This is a genomic window from Brevibacterium sp. CT2-23B (assembly GCF_013168765.1).
GTDB classification, from domain to species: Bacteria; Actinomycetota; Actinomycetes; order Actinomycetales; family Brevibacteriaceae; genus Brevibacterium; species Brevibacterium sediminis.
The window spans coordinates 450,115-467,781 of the sequence record NZ_JABBYK010000003.1 but is presented as its reverse complement, the minus strand read 5'-3'; the positions used below and the strand labels follow the sequence as shown (position 1 = coordinate 467,781).

Annotated in this window: 14 protein-coding genes; 5 read left to right on the top strand and 9 right to left on the bottom strand. The window is 66.6% G+C overall.

The features are described from left to right. Positions 1-109 precede the first annotated feature (109 nt). Together HIM68_RS10625 and HIM68_RS10620 are read left to right on the top strand one after the other, a co-directional pair. The gene (locus HIM68_RS10625) at positions 110-1,579 is read left to right on the top strand and encodes an LssY C-terminal domain-containing protein (protein WP_172171984.1); all 1,470 of its coding nucleotides are present in this window, start codon (positions 110-112) and stop codon (positions 1,577-1,579) included. Between the two features lie 180 nt (positions 1,580-1,759). Further along, complete coding sequence (locus HIM68_RS10620) at positions 1,760-2,245, top strand: SRPBCC family protein (protein ID WP_172171982.1); 486 nt, start codon at positions 1,760-1,762, stop codon at positions 2,243-2,245. A gap of 107 nt (positions 2,246-2,352) precedes the next feature. Here HIM68_RS10620 and HIM68_RS18830 read toward each other — a convergent pair whose 3' ends face one another. Further along, positions 2,353-2,940 carry a MarR family winged helix-turn-helix transcriptional regulator gene (locus tag HIM68_RS18830; RefSeq protein WP_216657060.1) on the bottom strand — a complete coding sequence of 196 codons (588 nt, stop codon included), beginning with the start codon at positions 2,938-2,940 and terminating at the stop codon, positions 2,353-2,355. 85 nt (positions 2,941-3,025) lie between these two features. On the opposite strand from HIM68_RS18830, the gene HIM68_RS10605 reads away from it, so the two are divergent. Then, positions 3,026-3,973 (top strand): hypothetical protein, encoded by a 948-nt coding sequence (locus HIM68_RS10605; protein ID WP_172171980.1) that lies wholly within the window; start codon positions 3,026-3,028, stop codon positions 3,971-3,973. A gap of 279 nt (positions 3,974-4,252) precedes the next feature. On the opposite strand, the gene HIM68_RS10600 is transcribed toward HIM68_RS10605, so the two are convergent. After that, positions 4,253-6,184: an acetate--CoA ligase gene (locus HIM68_RS10600; protein ID WP_172171978.1), complete on the bottom strand. Its 1,932-nt coding sequence runs from the start codon at positions 6,182-6,184 to the stop codon at positions 4,253-4,255. A gap of 122 nt (positions 6,185-6,306) precedes the next feature. Here HIM68_RS10600 and HIM68_RS10595 point away from each other — a divergent pair, with 122 nt between their 5' ends. Beyond that, on the top strand, positions 6,307-7,650 hold the full coding sequence (locus HIM68_RS10595; protein WP_172171976.1) for a hypothetical protein: 1,344 nt from the start codon (positions 6,307-6,309) through the stop codon (positions 7,648-7,650). Positions 7,651-7,711: 61 nt separating this feature from the next. On the opposite strand, the gene HIM68_RS10590 is transcribed toward HIM68_RS10595, so the two are convergent. The 4 genes from HIM68_RS10590 to HIM68_RS10575 all read right to left on the bottom strand — a co-directional run bounded on the left by HIM68_RS10590 (position 7,712) and on the right by HIM68_RS10575 (position 13,648). Then, a complete protein-coding gene (locus HIM68_RS10590) occupies positions 7,712-8,677 on the bottom strand; it encodes an NAD(P)-dependent oxidoreductase (protein WP_172171974.1) in 966 nt (321 codons plus the stop codon). A 7-nt stretch (positions 8,678-8,684) separates the two neighbouring features. Continuing rightward, positions 8,685-11,459 (bottom strand): alpha/beta fold hydrolase, encoded by a 2,775-nt coding sequence (locus tag HIM68_RS10585; protein WP_139909292.1) that lies wholly within the window; start codon positions 11,457-11,459, stop codon positions 8,685-8,687. A 7-nt stretch (positions 11,460-11,466) separates the two neighbouring features. Beyond that, the gene (locus tag HIM68_RS10580) at positions 11,467-12,495 is read right to left on the bottom strand and encodes a 3-oxoacyl-ACP synthase III (protein WP_139469028.1); all 1,029 of its coding nucleotides are present in this window, start codon (positions 12,493-12,495) and stop codon (positions 11,467-11,469) included. A gap of 124 nt (positions 12,496-12,619) precedes the next feature. Next, positions 12,620-13,648: a hypothetical protein gene (locus HIM68_RS10575; protein WP_172171972.1), complete on the bottom strand. Its 1,029-nt coding sequence runs from the start codon at positions 13,646-13,648 to the stop codon at positions 12,620-12,622. A 296-nt stretch (positions 13,649-13,944) separates the two neighbouring features. Between HIM68_RS10575 and HIM68_RS10570 the strand changes: the two genes are divergently transcribed. Continuing rightward, positions 13,945-14,748: a 3-oxoacyl-ACP reductase gene (locus HIM68_RS10570; RefSeq protein WP_172171970.1), complete on the top strand. Its 804-nt coding sequence runs from the start codon at positions 13,945-13,947 to the stop codon at positions 14,746-14,748. 102 nt (positions 14,749-14,850) lie between these two features. On the opposite strand, the gene HIM68_RS10565 is transcribed toward HIM68_RS10570, so the two are convergent. The 3 genes from HIM68_RS10565 to HIM68_RS10555 form a co-directional block, all read right to left on the bottom strand. Next, positions 14,851-15,420 (bottom strand): dienelactone hydrolase family protein, encoded by a 570-nt coding sequence (locus HIM68_RS10565; RefSeq protein ID WP_172171968.1) that lies wholly within the window; start codon positions 15,418-15,420, stop codon positions 14,851-14,853. 14 nt (positions 15,421-15,434) lie between these two features. Next, the gene (locus HIM68_RS10560; RefSeq protein ID WP_172171966.1) at positions 15,435-17,018 is read right to left on the bottom strand and encodes an FMN-binding glutamate synthase family protein; all 1,584 of its coding nucleotides are present in this window, start codon (positions 17,016-17,018) and stop codon (positions 15,435-15,437) included. 146 nt (positions 17,019-17,164) lie between these two features. Beyond that, positions 17,165-17,644: a TM2 domain-containing protein gene (locus HIM68_RS10555; protein WP_172171964.1), complete on the bottom strand. Its 480-nt coding sequence runs from the start codon at positions 17,642-17,644 to the stop codon at positions 17,165-17,167. Positions 17,645-17,667 lie beyond the last annotated feature (23 nt).

The following is a 17,667-nucleotide window of genomic DNA, read 5'->3' as shown; positions in this document are numbered from 1 at the left end:
GCGGCCTCTGTGAGGGGGCGGTGGGAATCCGCGTTCCGACCGCCTCGGTGAAGGGATGTCGGGTCTTCCTCATTCCGGTGGCTGAGCACGAATCACTAAACTGGCCCTCATGACAACGGGCGGGACGACGGACGGAACGGATGCGGCCGGTGCGGCGGTCGGGCAGAAACGGCGGCTGAGGCAGCCGTTCGTCTATCGGCGACACCACTTCACACCCACCGGAGTGCTCGACTACCTGTTCTTCCTGTTCGCCGGTGCGGCCTCGACTTGGCTGGCGCTGCTCATCCTGCTCAAGGGATTCAGCCTCGGCTGGTGGCAGGTGCTCACGCTGCTCGTGTTCTGGGGAGTCGTGTCCTATCTGGCTCTGCCCAGACTGCACCGCATCCTGTCCCAGATCTATGTGCCGAACTACTTCATCGGCCGCACACGCACCTCTGACGGTCTGCTCGGCGATCCGGTCAACCTCGCCTGGCGCGGTGAGGAAGCGCAGATCCACCATGCGATGCGCGAAGCCGGATGGATCCTCGCCGACAGCATCACTCCCGCATCGACGTGGGAGATCATCCGGTCGACGGTGACGAAGCGCAGCTACCCGCAGGCGCCGGTGTCCCCGCTGCTGCTGTTCGGCCGCCGTCAGGACTTCGCCTACCAGCAGGAAGTCGACGGCGATCCGGGCCAGCGCCACCATGTGCGGTTCTGGAAATGCCCGCGCGGATGGCTGCTGCCCGGCGGGCACCAGGCCGATTGGCTTGCCGCCGGAACCTATGACAAAGCCGTCGGCATCTCCCTGTTCACCCTCCAGTTCACCCACAAGATCGAAGAGAACACCGACGTCGAACGAGACCACATCGTCGACACGGTCACCCGTGCCAATGAAGTGATCGCGGTCGATCGGATCAAGGACTTCTCCACGGGATACCACTCCCGCAACGGCGGCGGCGACGCGATCATCACCGACGGGCACCTGCCGATCGTCGACGTCACCGAGGTGGTCGCCGACGAAGCCGATCACCCCGAACGCCTGGAGCTGGCGCTCGACGCCACCCGCATCTACTCCGATTCACGCAGCGTGTCCGAAGTGACGAAGACGCTGTGGCGACAGCGCCCGCTGCAGACCGTCGTCGGGGCCGCCCTCGTGCTCGTCCTGCTGCTCTTCCAGGCGTGGGATGTGATCAGTATGCTCCTCGATTGGAACGGACTGCGCTCCGAAGTCGTCGGCTACAGCTCGGACATCGCGGCCATCAGCGATGACACGGCCACGCGCATCGTCGCGGGAGTCCTCGTCGGCGTCAGCCTCCTCATCGGTTGTCTGCAGGTCGTCGCTTCGACGTCGGTGTTCCGCGGCAGCAACCGGGCCAGGCTGTGGATCCTCACGCTCTCGACGATCTCCGTGATCGTGTCGATGACGAACTACTTCACCGGAGACCGCGACCTGGCGACGAACATGTATGCGCTGACGACCATCGCCATGCAGGTGGCGGTGCTGCTGGCGCTGTCGAGCGACTCCTCCCGGATGTTCACCCGCTTCAGCACCGCAGCCCTGCGTGCCGAGCGACAGGACCGCGCCCTCGAGGACTGACGCGGCAGGACCGCGCCCTCGAGGGCGCGGTGGGTCCCCACCTGCGAGGAACGGGGCGGCGGGTTCCCGCCCGCGGGGCCCGGGACGGCGGGTCCGTGTATTCTGACCGTGTCCGATCCACTCCGCACTCCGCACTTCAGCTCGACGCCGAGTCTGAACCACACACGAAGGCAGGACTCCATGACCGACCAGACCCCCGAAGCTTCCGTCTTCGATTCGATCGACCCGGTCCTCAAGGTCGTCACCGCCGAGATCGAGATCTCAGCTCCCGCCGAGACGGTCTTCGAACTCATCGCCGACCCGCAGCGACAGCCGGAATGGGACGGCAACGACAACCTCGGCTCGGCCGTCGAGGGCCAGCGAGTGCAGGGGACCGGGGGCTCGTTCGTCACGACTCTGACCAAGGGCGTGGACCGGGAGAACCACATTGTCGACTTCGCCGAGGGCAGGCTCATCGCTTGGAAGCCCTCCGAAGTGGATGGAGAGCCGTTCGGTCAGAAGTGGGTGTGGGAGATCGAATCGACCGGGGACGACTCGGTCCTGGTTCGTCACACCTATGACTGGACCGAGCTGCGCGATCCGAAGCGTCTGTCGCGGGCGCAGTCGACGACCGCGGCGAATCTGCTCGCCTCGCTCAAGAGACTCAAGCAGCTCGCCGAAGGCTGAGATCAGGCGCCTGGCAGACAGCCGCGGCCGAGGCCTGACTGCTTACCGCGTCCGAGTGGCCGTCCCGCCGGGACAGCAGTCCGGTCGGAACAGACGGATAGAGGCACTCATTTCGGCCAGGCGTCGGCGAGGCGCGTGAGCAGCGATGCCAACTGTGCCCGTTCGTCCTCGGTGAATGTGCTCAATGCCTGATCGACGTTGTCACGCTGGGCGCCGCGGAATCTGTTGGTGATCGCGCGGCCCTTGTCCGTCAGCGCGATGAGGGTTCGCCGGGCATCATCCGGGTCTGCCTCGCGACGCAGGAGGCCGAGCTCGACGCCTTGGGACACGAGCCTGGAGGCACGCGGCTGATCGACGCCGATCGCATCGCCGAGTGCGCTGACTCCCAGCGCCGTGCCCGCCTGGACGAGTGAGACGAGCAGACGGATGAGTGCACGCCCACGGCCGTGTGCGGCGAACGGCCCACCGGGATGACGCCTGCCGCCGAAGGGGAAATCGTCTGAGTTCCGACCGCCACCGAATCCACCACGGTCTCCGAATCCACCGCGTTCACCGAAGCCGCCGCGCTCGCCAGGGCCGCCGTGCTCACCGAACCCGCCGAAGGGGCCGAATCCGCGCGGTCCGCCGGGCCCGCGCCGCCACTGCAGGCGGGTGAGCGCCTCGGCGATCGCCTGAATGTCATCGTTCGTGCTCATGATTTGATTTTACATGCCACTTGACATGCAATCGAATTGCATGTCATTCTGCATGTACATGTCAGATGACAACTAAGGAGATGACATGACTGAAAACAAAGACTTCAACGATGACAACGACGACTTCACCACCCCGACCGGAGGAGCCGGCGCAGCAGGTGCCGATGGCCGGACGGACTCGCCGAACACCGACGAGAACACCGTCGCCGGCAGCGCCTCGAGTCTCGGCTCCGATCGCGAACAGCCGGGCGAAGCGGACAGGACCGATGCGGCGGAGAATGATTCGGCCGCACGCACTGAGCCCGTGAACGGTGCCGATTCCGGCGACGGCAAGGGCGATGACACCGACACCGATCTGCCGCAGCTGCTGCGCGAGTTCAGCCACGTGCTGCGTCGCGAATTCCGCTCGGCCGCGGTCGACTCCGGATTCGACCCTCGCGACTTCGGGCGTATGCGGCGAGGACGTCGCCGCTGGGATTCCGATGAGGTCGTCGCCGACGGTTCCGCCTACCCGGAAGAGCCTGTGACCTACGGTCCGCCGCGCGGCCGAGGTGGATGGGGGCCATCGAAGAACATCGATCCCGAAGAGCTGCGCCAGCGCTTCCGCGATATGCGCGACGGAGTCGGCGATCGCATCGAAGAGGTGCTCACCTCCGAAGAATTCGAGAACCTCAAGGCCTCGCTGTCGAAGATCGTCGACAACTTCGGCCCCGATCGCTGCGGCGACGACTCGGCCCGCCATAACGGACCGCACGACCGTGAACACCCCCACGACCATGACGATCACCGAGGCGGCCCTGACCGTCACGAGGCTCATGGACCTCGTGGTGGGAACGGCGACCACGACCGCCGCCGCGGGGGAGGCCGCGGACGGCGCGGATTCGGCCCGAACTTCGGTCCCGGCTTCGGTCCGGGCCGACGAGGATTCGACCCCTTCGGCTGGGCCGATGAGCGCCGCAGCCGCGAACAGGAGGTCCAAGAGGCCTTCGAGCGCGGATTCGCCGCGGGCTTCGAACAGGGACGCAACTCGTAAGCGACGCCGCCGGTGGAGTGCTCTCCGCCGGCGGCCGACCGTTGGGTCGTGCGAAGACACTCTCCCGACCACCCGAGAACGCGATGCCGGCCCGCACATTCGCGCTGTCCATCAACAGAACGGCACCGTGAAACATCGACGCGATCCGGTGCGAACCTCCACGGTTCGCACCGGATCGCGTCTGCGACTGTGCGCCGGGACTCCCGGCGTGGCGCGCTTGCGTGCCCACGACACCGCCGCCGGGGCAGCGATCATGCGGCAGCGCGGGCCGCTGAACGCTCAGCTGCGGGAGAGCACCGCCCCGAGGTCATCGAGCACGCTGCGATCCTCGATCGTCGACGGCACCGCCGGATCGTCGACGCCATCGGCGATCTGCCGCATCGTCTTGCGCAGGATCTTGCCCGATCGGGTCTTCGGCAGACCCGCGACGATGTCGACGCGTTTGAATGCGGCGACCGGCCCGATCTCTTTGCGGACGAGCGCCACGAGTTCGTCGATGACGGTGTCCGGGTCGGCCGCCTCGGCGGAATCCCCGAGCACGACCAACGCACGTGGGATCTGTCCCTTCATGTCATCGTGGACGCCGATGACAGCAGCCTCGGCCACGGCCGGGTGGGAGGCGACGACCGCCTCGATGATGCCGGTGGACAGGCGGTGCCCGGCGACGTTGATGACATCGTCGGTGCGACCCATGACGAAGACGTACCCATCCTCATCGAGATAGCCGGAATCGCCGGTGAGGTAATAGCCGTCGAAGGCGGCTAGGTAGGAGGAGATGAACCGCTCGTCGTCGCCCCACACCGTGGCCATGGTGCCCGGAGGCAGCGGCAGCCGGATGACGATGAGTCCTTCCTCTCCGGCCGGAACGGGCTGACCGCCGGGGTCGACGACCTCGACGTGGAAGCCGGGAGTCGGCTTCGTCGAGGACCCCGCCTTGAGCGGGAACCGAGTCAGTCCCAGCGGATTCGCCGTGATCGGCCAGCCGGTCTCCGTCTGCCACCAATTGTCGACGACGGGCACGTCGCGTCCGGTCGCCTCGGCGAGGATCTTCGTCGTCCACTCATACGTGTCGGGATCGAGGCGTTCGCCGGCGAGGAATTCCGCACGCAGACTCGACAGATCGTACTTCTTCATCAGCTCGCCGTTCGGGTCCTCCTTGCGCACCACGCGCATGGCGGTCGGGGCGGTGAAATGGACGTTGACCTTGTGCTGCTCAATGGCGCGGAAGAAGGCTCCGGCATCGGGTGTGCCCACGGGTTTGCCCTCATAGAGCACCGAGGTGACGCCGGCCAACAGGGGCGCGTAGATGATGTACGTGTGCCCGACGACCCACCCGACGTCGGAGGCGGTGAACATCGTGTCGCCCGGGTGGAGGCCGAAGACGGTCGGCATCGAGAACGCTCCGGCCACCGCATATCCGCCGGAATCGCGGACGATTCCCTTCGGTTTGCCGGTGGTGCCCGAGGTGTAGAGGACGTAGAGCTCGTGGGTGGCCTTCACGGTCACCGGGTCGATGCCCTCGGGCGTCTGGGCGAGCAGTTCGGCGTAGTCGAGGTCGTTCTCGCCGAGTTCGCAGCGATGTTCGTCGCGCTGGACGATGACGGTGAAGTCCGGTTTGTTCTCGGCGATCTCGATGGCCTCATCGAGCATCGGTTTGTATTCGAGGACTCGGCTCTTCTCGACTCCGCAGGAAGTGGAGATGACGGCTTTCGGGGCGGTGTCGTCGATGCGCACGGCGAGCTCGTTCGGAGCAAAGCCGCCGAAGACGACCGAGTGGATCGCGCCGAGGCGGGCGCACGCGAGCATGGCCACGGCCGCCTCGGGGATCATCGGCATGTAGATGACGACGCGATCGCCCTTGGTCACACCTCTGTCCGCCAGGGCCCGAGCGAAGCGGGAGACCTCGTCGAGAAGCTCGGCGTAGTTGATCGAACGGACGGTGTCGGTGACCGGCGAATCGTAGATGATGGCGGCCTGGTCGCCGCGGCCGTTCGCGACATGTCGGTCGAGCGCGTTGTAACAGACGTTGAGCTCGCCGTCGGGGAACCAGCGATAGATCGGCGCATTCGAATCGTCGACGGCCTTCGTCGGTTCGGTGACCCAGTCGATGTGGTTCTTGGCCTGCTCGAGCCAGAAGCCGTGCGCGTCCTCGGTGATGCGGGCCACGACGTCGTCGTAGCTTTCCGTGGAGTTCTCGATGGTGGTATTCATGCTCCCATTGTGACGCATGGCACAGTTGTGTGCCGAGGTGGGGCGCATCCTCGGGGATCGCCACCGGCACGAAAGTGGACCCATTTCCCTGCACTCGGACCAGGAGAGGGCACAATGGGGATATGAGATTCCTGGTTGCACTGATCCTCGGCCTCGCCGTCATGTTCGGTCTGAACGCCATCTTCGACTTCTTCGCGATGGCGCGACCGTGGGGTTCGATCCTCATGGGCGTCATCGTCGGGCTGACAATGCTCGTCGTCCTGCTCATCTGGGAGGCCGTGCGCCCGACCCAGCCGAAGGGCGAATCGGCGAAGGCCAAGGCGAAGGCGCAGAAGAGCGAAGACGAGCGGGCGAAGGCCCGTGCCGAACGACGTGCCCGACTCGCCGCCGAGGCGGGAGTGAGCCTCGAAGGCATCGACGGTGCCCTGCCGGGGTCGACCGCCCAATCGTCGGAGGCGGCCTCGTCCGATGGGTCAGCCGAGGAGGCTTCCACCGAGGGTGCATCGGCCCAGTCGACACCCACCGAGGCGGTTCCGACTGCGAGCGAGTCCGCCGGCAGTGCGCCAGCTGAAGGCTCGGACGCGGCTGGGGCCGCGGCGACGACCGAAGGCGAGGAATCGGCTGGGACCAGCGCCGCTGCCGACGGTGCGGCGACCGCTTCGCCGAACGAGGCGTCGACCGTTGGGTCGGACGAGGCGCCTGAGACCGACGCGACCGAGCACGCGGCTGAGCAGAACAGTGAGACGGACTCGTCCCTGGAGTCGGACGGAACCGAAGGCGGCGAGGCCTCGAACGATGAGGAGCGACCCACGGATTCTGCGAAGCCCGCAGTGGTGGTGAAGCCCGCACAGCCGGCAGCACCCGTCGCTCCCGCACAGCCATCCGCCTCTGCGCCGTCCGGTGGCTCCGAAGCCGCCGACGCCAGCGTCGCAGACACCGAAGCGGGAAGCACCCGCGTCGGTGACGCCGAAACCGGCGGCACAGCCGCTGTCGATGATGAACCGGCTCGGCCCGCTGAGAAGCCAGCCGCGCAGTCAGGCGATTCGTCCGAACTGCCGCCGCCTCCACCGATGCCGCCGGCGTTCCCGGCTCAGCCCACCGCCGCACCACAGGCTGCGGATACGGCTGACGAGACCATGACTGCAGCTCCGTCGCTGAATAAGGACGATGTCAGTGACAGCGGGTCCGCCTCGGCGTCCGACCCCGGACTCGAAGGACCCGCCGAAGACCCGGCGACGCTCGACCCGGAGGAATTCGACGAATCCGCCAGCGGCTCCTCGCTCGAGGCACCGCCGACCGGTGAACCCGGAATGTCGGCTGACGCGCTCTCCGGCAAGATGCCCGATGAGGCCGAGGAGTCCGCCGACTCGACCGAGGAAGAGCCTGCCGAAGACGAAACCGAGGAAGCCCAAGCTCCTGAACGCGAGGAACCGTCGGCCGAGGAGAACAACCAGTACCGGCTCTGAGCCGGCGTCGCCTTCGGACAGACACGCCCTCAGGTCACCGGCCCCTCAGGCGAGCAAATCCTCAGGCGTAGTGCGCGGCGAGGATCTGCAGGCCCTCTTCGATGCTGACGCGGGGAGTCCACCCGAGGACTTCCTGCGTCCGCCGCTGATCGAACCAATGCGCGGTCGACAGCTGTTCGGCGAGGAACCTCGTCAACGGCGGTTCGTCGTCATGCTCTCCGAGCTCCCACACCTTTTCGACCACAGACCCTGCTGCCAGCGCCGGCGCCACCGGAATGCGCAGCTTCGGCTCCGCCGCACCGCCGGCGATCGCGATGCGTGACATCAGCTCACCGATCGGCCGAGGCTGACCGTTCGTCACCACCAGTGCCTCACCATGGGTGGAATCGACCGCGGTCACCGCAGCGACGATCGCCTCCACCGCATTGTCGACGAACAGGGTGTCGACCAGCGCCGCTCCCGAACCGAGCACCGGCATTCGTCCAGATCGGGCACGGTCGATGACCCGTTCAGTGAGCTGGGTATCACCCGGACCCCACATGAGGTGCGGACGCAGGACGAGCACCCGGAAGTCGGACGAGTCCGCGCCCAGAGCGATCCGCTCACCGGCGCCCTTCGTCCGCGCATACTCGCCGCGCGCAGACTCCGGAGACGCCGGTTCGGCACCGTCGCCGATGATCGACTCACCGGTATGTGCCACCGACGGCGACGAGATATGGACCAGCCGCTGCACGCCGGCGGCCCGCGCCGCATCGACGAGTGTGCGGGTCCCGCCGATGTTCACGGCCTCGAAATCCTTGCGATCACCCATCATGGACACCTTCGCGGCCAAATGCACGACCGACTCGGCGCCGGTGACGGCCTGATCGACGGCGGCCGCATCGGTCACCGAACCAATGACATCGACGGCACCGTCGACCCCTGAGGGGCGACGCTGCAGAGTGGTGACCTCGTGACCGGCGGTGACGAGCGCACGCGCGACGGACGAACCGAGCAGCCCAGAGGCTCCGGTGACGGTGATTCTCATTTCAGCCTCAGACGCTTCCCCGCACCGGCCCACCAGCAAGGACGCTGTCGGCCCAGGCGGCGAGGCGGGAGCGGTCGATCTTCGAATTGTGGCGGATGTCGGTGGGGAACTCGGGTGCCACGAGCACAGCGGTCAGATCATGACCGACCGCCTCGGCGACCTTCTCCCGCAGGCGCGCCGTCAGGTCCAAGGGCGCCAGACCGGGAGACAGCGAGGTGCCCTCGGCATCGAGCACGGCCACAAGCGCCTGGGTGCCGACGGGACCGATGCCGACGACGGAGCTGCGGCTGACTTGCTCATCGGCGTCGATGAGCGCTTCGAGGCCTCCGGGCCCGACCGGCCCGCGCGGGGTCGTGACGACATGCTGCAGACGTCCCTCGAGCCACACGCGACCGTTCTCATCGATGTGGCCGATGTCGTTCGTGCGGTGCCATGTCAGACCGTGCAGATCATCACGCGCCGAATCCGCAGTCGTGTGCCACAGATTGTCGTAGCCGGACTTGATATGGGCGGCACTGACGACGAATTCGCCGAGGCGGCCCTGTACGGCCGCGCCCTGCAGCAGCTCATCGGCCGAACGTCCCGACTCATCGATGGGGGCCAGAGCGAGTTCGACGCCGTCGATCGGCTGCCCCACGCAGACCCCGAGACCACCGGTGGCATCGGCGGCGGCCACGCCGCCACGGTCGATGTCGGTGAGCAGGAGCCCCTCGGTCATGCCATAGGGGGAGTGGATGGACGCGTTCGGGAACACCTCGGCAATGGCATCCATAAGCTCCAGCGGCACGGGCGCACCCGCCGAGAGCACGAGTTCGACCCCGGCGCACGCTTCCCGCTGCTGCTCGTCGAGCTCGCCGGCGGTCGCGGCGACATTCGTGTATGCGGCAGGGGAGGCGAAGACCATGGTGGCCCGTCCGGCGATGATCGCATCGGCGATCGCAGTGGCCGTGAGCGTCTTCGGTTTCGTCACCGACATGTCCGGTGTCACCGAGGTGGCCCCGATGGCCGGTCCCAACAGGGCGAACGGTGGGAACCCAGCCACCAGACCGGTGCCTTCGGTGACATTGAAGGTCCTGGTCAGCACGGCCGCCAGCGCGGAGATGTCCGCATGCGTATAGCGCACGCCCTTCGCCGGTCCCGTCGACCCGGAGGTGAAGAGGATCGCCGCATCGGCATCCGGTTCCGGGGTCGGCAGCTCGGCCCGGTGCGGGGTGCGGGAGAGCTCGGTCAGGCTCGTCTCCGCCTTGAACATCCGCGAGCGCACAGGTCCGAGCGGACGCACGGAGATGCGTCGTCCCGGCCAGCCGAAGGCGCGGGCCAGAGCGAGTCCGGGCAGCTCGCCGACGATCCACTGCGGATCGGCCGAGGTGATCGCCCGAGTCATTCCCTTCGGGCCGAGTCCGGCATCGGCGACGACGGCGACCGCACCGATCTTCAGGCACGCATAGAGGGCGGCGGTGAGATTGTTGCCCGGAGGCACAAGCATGGACACCCGGTCCCCGGGCTTCACCCCGAGGTCGAGCAGCCCGTTCGCGATCGACGTGGTGACGTGCCACAGGTGGCGCCACGTGATCTGCTGCGCCGGATTCTGCGCGAAGTCGACCGAGGCGATCGCCTCGTCGTCACGGCGGGCATCGAGGATCGCGGTCACCGCGCGGATATCAGCCTCGGACGCTGAGCCGGCGGCGGCAGGGATCGATCCCGTCGCCGAGGCGGCCGTGCCCTTCCGCTCGGACGATCCCTTCGCGGGGGCCGCCTCGGTGGGGGTGTTCGCGGTGGTGGGCGCATCGAACTGGGCGCTCAGCCAGTCGAGGACGAGACCGGGCACGTCGTGGTCTTCGCTGACGAGGTGGGAGGCCGTTTCGAATCGGTGCACATCGGCCTGCGGCAGGCGCTGGCGCAGGTCGCGCAGATAGCGTTCGAGGAACACCGGATCCTTCGGGCCCCAGACGAGCAGGGCCGGCTTGTCGAAGGCAGCGATGTCCTGGCCGATGCGCTGGAGTTCGGGATCGGAGGCATGAGTGCCATCGACGGGGATATCGGCGACGAAGTTCCCGATCGCCCACCGGTCCTCTGCCCTCCGGTACGGGGCGTGGAAGGCGTCCTTGGTCTCGGCATCGAGGTCACCCAAAGCGAGGGTGACGCGCAGGAAACCGTCGGTGAGAACGGTGGCCGCAGGCAGCATGGGCCCGGCCAGGGTCGCGCGCAGCGGTGCGGGCACCGGGGCGTCCTCGGGCTGGTGGACGGCCGTGTTGAGGCTGATCGCCGCGGACACCAGTTCGGTGTTCCTGGCGGCCCAGCCGAGGGAGAGGACTCCGCCCCAGTCGTGACCGATCGTCACGATCGGGTGGGTGGCGGATCCGGTGGCGGCCACCTCGGCGAACAGGTTTGAGACGACCGCGTCGAAATCAGCGATGCGATCGGCGATGCGACGGACCTCTGCGGATTTCGGGGCCGGCATCGAGGAGTGGGCGAGCCGTTCGGAGAAGCCCATCTCGAGCTGGTCGGGGGCGATGAGCCGCCAGGCGCGGCCGCCGGACTGTGCGGCATCGATGGTGGCCTGCGCCAGCCTGCGCCACAGATACGACCAGGTCGGGTTGCCGTGGAGGGCGACGATCGTGCCCGTCGGCTCCACCCCGGCAGCGGTCAGGGCCGGCAGCGTGTCGAGCACATGGAACGCGTGCGTCCCGTCGGAGGTTTCCGCCTCGACGATTCGGGACCAGGCGGGGGCCCACTCGGGCAGCTGCGGGGGAGTCGTGGCCGGCCGTGCAGGAAATCTCATGAAGTCTCTACCACTCGATCTCGGTCATGGCGGTGTTGAGGCCGGAGCCGACGCCCATGCACAGGATGCGGTCGCCGGGTTTGAGGTTCTCGGCCTCACGGGACAGGGTGATGGGCAGGGAGGCGGGGCCGACGTTGCCCAGCTCCGGATAGCTCACGGGAATCCGGTCGGGGTCGAGGTTCGCGGCCTTCGTGATCGAATTCGTGTGCACATCGGAGACCTGGTGCATGACGTAGCGGTCCATCTCCCGCCAGTTCCAACCGGTCTCGTGGGCTTCCTCCCACGCGGCGACGACGAGTTCCATGCCGCCGGAGAGCAACCCCTTCGTGTCGGTGAACATTCCGTTGTGGTCACCGACGCACAGCTCGTGATGCTGGGTGGCCGCACGGGTGATGCCGCCGAGGATGCGGTGGCCCTCCGGATGTTTGTCGGCCGGGCCGAGGACGGCGGCGGCAGCGCCGGAACCCAGGGTCAGGGACGCGAATTCGTTGAGGTACTCCTCGCGGGTGATCTCCGGACGGTTGAGGCGGCGGAGCGTCGCGTCTTGGACGCGGGAGGCGTCTTCGCCGGCGACGATGAGGGCGTATTCGATCTGCCCGGCGTCGATCATGTTCGCGGCCAGGGTCATTCCGTTGACGAATCCGAGGCAGGCGTTGGCGATGTCGAAGTTCATCGCCTGCGGGCCGAGCCCGATGCCGGCGTGGACGCCGACGGCCACGGACGGTTCCAGGTGCTCACGGGTCACCGAGGTGTTGACCATCAGTCCGATGGCGTCGGGAGGGACCCCCGCCTCGGCGAGGGCTCTCTTTCCGGCCGCGATCGCCCCATCGGCGAACTGGTGGGGCTCATCCCAGTTGCGGCGGGCGTACACACCGGCGACGCGTTGGAGCAGACCCTGCGGCAGTTTGAGAGATGACAGCGTATCGGCGAGGCGGTCGTCGAATTCCTGCGAGGTCACTTCGTTCGGGGCCAGGGTCTCGGTCAGGCCGAGCAGGGCCACGTTCGAGTGCCGAAATGTTGCGTTGCCATTCGCCAATTGAAGTACTCATCCCTTTTCGGGTCGTTCGTCGGTGTCGATATCGGCCGCAGAGGCGCGCTCGTAACGCGTCACGACGGGGGAATTCCGGACCTATCTTACCGCCCGGTTTCTGAGATGTTCATCAGCGTGTGAACCAGGTGAAGCCGTCATAGAGCAATCCTGTGGCGGCGAGCACAGCGATGACGGCGAGAACGAGCGAGGTCACAGTGTGCGAGACCTTCGACGTCTGGAAGCGCACGGCACGCGAATACGACATAGGACGATCGGTGACGTTGTGGCCGAACTGGGCGAAGATCCGCCAATCCATGACGTCGACGAGCGACTTAGCGGCGAGGGTGAAGACGATGATGCAGCCGATGCCCATGAACAGCAGGAACACGAAGCCGAAGAAGCCGAAGTCCTTGAAGAACGTCACCACCCGGTCGCCGATGGCCACGGCGAAGGCGGAGAAGCCGTCGCCGAAGGGCAGGGCGTCGAACGAGTCGGTGATCGTGGACAGGCTGATGTTGTCGCGCACCGTCTGCACGGACCCGATGTACATGAAGATCGACGCGGCCAGGGCGACGAGCAGGTTGATGATCGAGATCGTCGCATTGTCCGGCCAGAAGTCCAGGTGCTTGATCGTGTAGGTCGCCGAGAGAGCCACGCAGATGATCGCGCCCGTCAGCGCGCCGATGGTGGCCGGCAGCAGCAGGTTGTTGAAGAACACGAAGGCGACGACGGCGATGAGTGCGGCACCGAGGATGTAGGTGAACACTGCGACGGTGTCGCCGTTGGCCGCGGTGGCAGCCCGTCGGTTGGCCTCGATCATCTGGCCGGAGTGCTGGACGTTGGCGGCGAGTTCGTTCTTCGTCGCTCGCGGCAGATCGGCGTCGTCGTCGTAGCCCTGTGCGTTGTAGCCCTGAGCGTTGCTGGGAAGAACGCGGGTCTCATCCTCGCTGCTCCACGGGCGACCGGACTGGTTGTAGCCGGGCTGGCCGTAGGGGTTTTGGCCGTATCCCTGAGTCTGCGGGTAGCCGCCCTGGGCGCCGCCTCCACTGGCGGGGTTCCTGGGCTGCCATCGTCCGAGCTTCGCTCCGATGAAGTAGATGACGAAGACGACGAGAGCCGCGAGGACTCCGATGGAGATGCCGGCGCCGAGCTCGTTCATAAGGGTGACTTCCTGGGGATGGACAACGGTGGTCTTCTTTTCAGTCTATGGACTCATGCCGCTCAGAGCACGTTCCGTGGCCCATGTGCGCGCGGTTCGCAGCGATTTGCTGGTCGATCCACGGTGTTCTGCGCCGCGACATCACCGTGGATCGACCCAACATCTGTCGCGCTGCAGACCGTCTCGCGGCGCTCGGCCGCGCTGCAGACCGTCTCGCGGCGCTCGGCCACGGTGCTGGCGGTTCCTGGGTATGGTGGGGTCAGGATCCGCCCACCGACGTCCGAAGGAGACACGCGATGAGCAACCCACAGGCATTCACCTCCGAGGCTCTGCCACTCGATGAGCAGGTCGTGCTCGTCACCGGGTCCGGACGCGGCCTGGGCGCTGCGATCGCGAAGGCCTTCGCTCCGGAAGGTGCGGCCCTGGTCATCAATTACCGGTACTCTGCCGAGACTGCAGAAGAGCTCGCCGAGGCGGTCCGCGCTCGCGGTGGACGTGCGGTGGCCATCGAAGCCGATGTCACCGATTCCCGCGCCGTCGACGCCATGTTCGAAACCGCGGCCGCCGAGTTCGGTACTCCCGTATCCACTGTGGTCAACAACGCTCTCGCAGACTTCTCGTTCAACGGAGATGAGCGCCAACCGGCCGATGAGATCGACTACTCGGATTTCGCCGACCAGTTCCGTGGTTCGGTCGAAGGTGCGGTCAACACGATCCAGGCCGCGATGCACGGTTTCCGCGAGCTCGGTTCCGGCCGCGTCATCAACATCGGCACCAACCTGTTCCAGGACCCGGTCGTGCCGTACCACGACTACACGGCAGGCAAGGCGGCGCTGCTGTCGCTGACCAGGACGTTCGCGAAGGATCTCGGCCCGGCCGGGGTGCGGGTGAACATGGTCTCCGGCGGACTGCTGCGCACCACCGATGCGTCCTCGGCGACGCCCGAAGAGGTCTTCGACCAGATCGCGGCCGCCAGTGCGCTGCGACGGGTGACGACTCCGGAGGACTTCGCCTCGGCGGTGGTGTTCTTCGCCTCTCCCGCCTCGCGTGCGGTGACCGGCCAGAACCTCATCGTCGACAACGGCCTCGTCGTGGGGTGAGGCGGCCGACTGTGACATGGGCGGGCCGCGCCCGCCAGCGTCGACGAGGCTGGGCAACCGATGGCCTATGTGCAAGGGTGGCCCGGAGCCGGGAAGTGGACTTCAGAACCGGTCGAGGAAAGCCAAGGCCCGTTCGTAGAGCAGTTCTGCGCTGTCTTCGCGGTAGTCCGGGGTGGTCGGGTCGCTGAACAGGTGGGTGCTGCCCGGGTAGAGGAAGTACTCCGCCTGCGCACCCGCCTTCGTCGCAGACTCCATCAGCGTCTCGATCGTTCCCGGACTGCGCCAGGAGTCATCGACGGAGAAATGAGCCTGCACCGGAACCCCGGCCTGCCAGCGCGTCGGCTTCGGGAAGCCGCCGCCGTGGAAGAGCAGGACGCCGCGGGCGCGCGGATCGTTCTTGCCCATCTGCTGAGCGAGGGCGGCTCCGAGTGAGAATCCGCCGAAGACGAGATCATCGCCGAGGTCCTCGCAGGCGTCCTTCACCCGATCCACGAGGGTCGAGAACCCGACCTCCTGGGAGTGGGCGACTCCCGATTCTGCGTCGTCGAAGGTCCTGCCTGCGTAGACGTCGGGAGTGTGGACGGCATGCCCGGCGAGGGCGAAGCGTTCGGCGATGGCGTCCATCCCGGACGTCCGTCCCAGCGCCGAGTGGAGAAGGACAAGCGTGGTCATAGGAATCCTCTCACTCAGCGGCTGTGTCCGCGGGGGATGGTGAAGGTGTCCGCGCGGGCCGTGGCCCAGTCGTCTGCCCACTCCGATGGGGTGTCATCAAGGAGTTCGCCGGGCTTCAGCCAGTCGTAGAGGCGAGCATAGGACCAGGATTCGGAGGCCGAGACATTGCGTCGCAGCATCGTCGGCTCCAGCTCGTCGGGTGCGGCCGCACCCATCGATGCCATGAGGCGGACCGCCTCGGCGACGACTCCGTCGTGGTAGTTGCGCACACGATCGGCCTTGGTGGGCACGTCGATGGCGCGCGCTCGCCGCGGATCCTGTGTGGCGACGCCGACGGGGCATTTGCCCGTGTGGCAGGCCTGGGCCTGGATGCAGCCGACTGCCATCATCATCGCGCGGGCGGAGTTCGTGAAGTCCGCACCCTGGATGAGGCGTTTGACGATATCGGTGCCGGTGGCGATCTTGCCCGAGGCGCCGACCTTGATCTGCTTCCGCAGGCCCGCGCCGACGAGCGCGTTGTGGACGATCATCAGCCCCTGGGTCAGAGGCAGACCGACATTGTCTTCGAACTCCAATGGTGCAGCACCCGTGCCGCCCTCGGAGCCGTCGACGATGATGAAGTCCGGCAGGATGTTCGTCTCCACCATGGCCTTGACGATCGAGAGGAACTCCGTGCGCGAGCCGATGCACAGTTTGAATCCGGCGGGTTTGCCGCCGGAGAGCTCACGCATCTGCCGGATGAACTCGAGCAGCTCGATCGGAGTCGAGAACACCGTGTGTCCGGGAGGGCTGATGCAGGTCTGGCCGACGGGGATGCCGCGGATCTCGGAGATCTCCTCGGTGACCTTCGGCCCTGGCAGCACGCCGCCGATGCCCGGCTTCGCACCCTGGGAGAGCTTGAGCGAGACCATCTTCACCTGCGGGTCCTGCGCCTTCTCGGCGAAGATCTCGGGGGAGAATTCTCCTTCGGGGGTGCGGGCGCCGAAGTATCCGGTGCCGAGCTCCCAGATGAGGTCGCCGCCGTGCTCACGGTGATACGGCGAGATCGATCCCTCACCGGTGTCGTGGGCGAATCCGCCCAGCGCCGCGCCCTTGTTCAGGGCTCGGATGGCGTTGTTGCTCAGCGAGCCGAAGCTCATCGCCGAGACGTTGAGTAACGAGATGTCGTAGGGCTGAGTGCACTCGTCACCGCCGATGCGCACGCGTGGTGGCCTGGGCGGATTGGGGATCGGCATGTTCGAGTGCATGAGCGCCTCGTAGCCGGCGCGGTCGACATCGTGCTCGGTGCCGAACGCGTGTTCCGAGTGGGTGCCTTTGGCTCGTTCGTAGATGGTGGTGCGGGTGTCGCGATTGAACGGGCGCCCGTCCCAATTGCGTTCGATGAAGTACTGCTGGATCTCCGGTCGGATCGACTCCAGCAGGAATCGGGCGTGCCCGGCGATCGGATAGTTGCGCAGGATCGAATGCTTCTTCTGCGTGAGATCCCATGCTGCCAGCGCGCCGAGTCCGAGCGCCGAGGCGGCCGCCGCCGCTCCGGCGATCTGCTTGCCTGCCGATTCGCCGGTGACCATCCGGACAATGGGGAATTGCCGTTTCATTGTGCCTCCTTGGACTGTCCTGATCTCGAGCCTAGACCGAGAACGTGCAGTTTTCAGGAAAGGCAGACCTGAGACAGTCGTGAACTGCCGGCGAACCGTCTCAGAACAGGCTGCCGAGACGCATCAGAACTGGAGGCTGGATCGTCTCAGAAGAGGCTGCCGAGCAGCGTTGTCACGAGCTCGTCGACCTGCATCGAATAGGCGACGATGAGGGTGAATCCGGTGGCGATCCACGCTATCTCCTTGTCCTGCGCGTAACCGCGCAGCGGCTCCCGTCGATAACGCAGGCCGCCGGCGAGAACGATGCCGAGATCGATGAGCCACCAGATCCCCAACCCGCCGAGGCTGAGCAGCTTGAGCGCCCCCGTGAGGTATCGGCCGGTGTAGAACCGATCAAGACCGAGGACCCCGAAGAGCATCGACAGCAGCCAGGTGATGACGAAGGAGCGGTTGCCGGGCACGTCCGCGGGCTGGCTTTCGGAAGGCGCAAGCGATTCCAGGGACGAGGTGGGGACACCGGGGGAGGGCGCGGCTGGGTTCTGTGGAGCAAAGGGTGAGTCAGAGGGTGCGGCAGAGCGGTTCGCGGGGTCTGCGCTGAGTGCGGGAATCTCGCTGGTCGCCGTCATCGCTGGCACGTCCATTCACTGCT

Excerpts from the sequence above, each read along its gene's own strand:
- HIM68_RS10625 (WP_172171984.1), top strand. The coding sequence starts at position 110 with ATGACAACGGGCGGGACGACGGACGGAACGGATGCGGCCGGTGCGGCG.
- HIM68_RS10620 (WP_172171982.1), top strand. The coding sequence starts at position 1,760 with ATGACCGACCAGACCCCCGAAGCTTCCGTCTTCGATTCGATCGACCCG.
- HIM68_RS18830 (WP_216657060.1), bottom strand. The coding sequence starts at position 2,940 with ATGAGCACGAACGATGACATTCAGGCGATCGCCGAGGCGCTCACCCGC.
- HIM68_RS10605 (WP_172171980.1), top strand. The coding sequence starts at position 3,026 with ATGACTGAAAACAAAGACTTCAACGATGACAACGACGACTTCACCACC.
- HIM68_RS10600 (WP_172171978.1), bottom strand. The coding sequence starts at position 6,184 with ATGAATACCACCATCGAGAACTCCACGGAAAGCTACGACGACGTCGTG.
- HIM68_RS10595 (WP_172171976.1), top strand. The coding sequence starts at position 6,307 with ATGAGATTCCTGGTTGCACTGATCCTCGGCCTCGCCGTCATGTTCGGT.
- HIM68_RS10590 (WP_172171974.1), bottom strand. The coding sequence starts at position 8,677 with ATGAGAATCACCGTCACCGGAGCCTCTGGGCTGCTCGGTTCGTCCGTC.
- HIM68_RS10585 (WP_139909292.1), bottom strand. The coding sequence starts at position 11,459 with ATGAGATTTCCTGCACGGCCGGCCACGACTCCCCCGCAGCTGCCCGAG.
- HIM68_RS10575 (WP_172171972.1), bottom strand. The coding sequence starts at position 13,648 with ATGAACGAGCTCGGCGCCGGCATCTCCATCGGAGTCCTCGCGGCTCTC.
- HIM68_RS10570 (WP_172171970.1), top strand. The coding sequence starts at position 13,945 with ATGAGCAACCCACAGGCATTCACCTCCGAGGCTCTGCCACTCGATGAG.
- HIM68_RS10565 (WP_172171968.1), bottom strand. The coding sequence starts at position 15,420 with ATGACCACGCTTGTCCTTCTCCACTCGGCGCTGGGACGGACGTCCGGG.
- HIM68_RS10560 (WP_172171966.1), bottom strand. The coding sequence starts at position 17,018 with ATGAAACGGCAATTCCCCATTGTCCGGATGGTCACCGGCGAATCGGCA.
- HIM68_RS10555 (WP_172171964.1), bottom strand. The coding sequence starts at position 17,644 with ATGACGGCGACCAGCGAGATTCCCGCACTCAGCGCAGACCCCGCGAAC.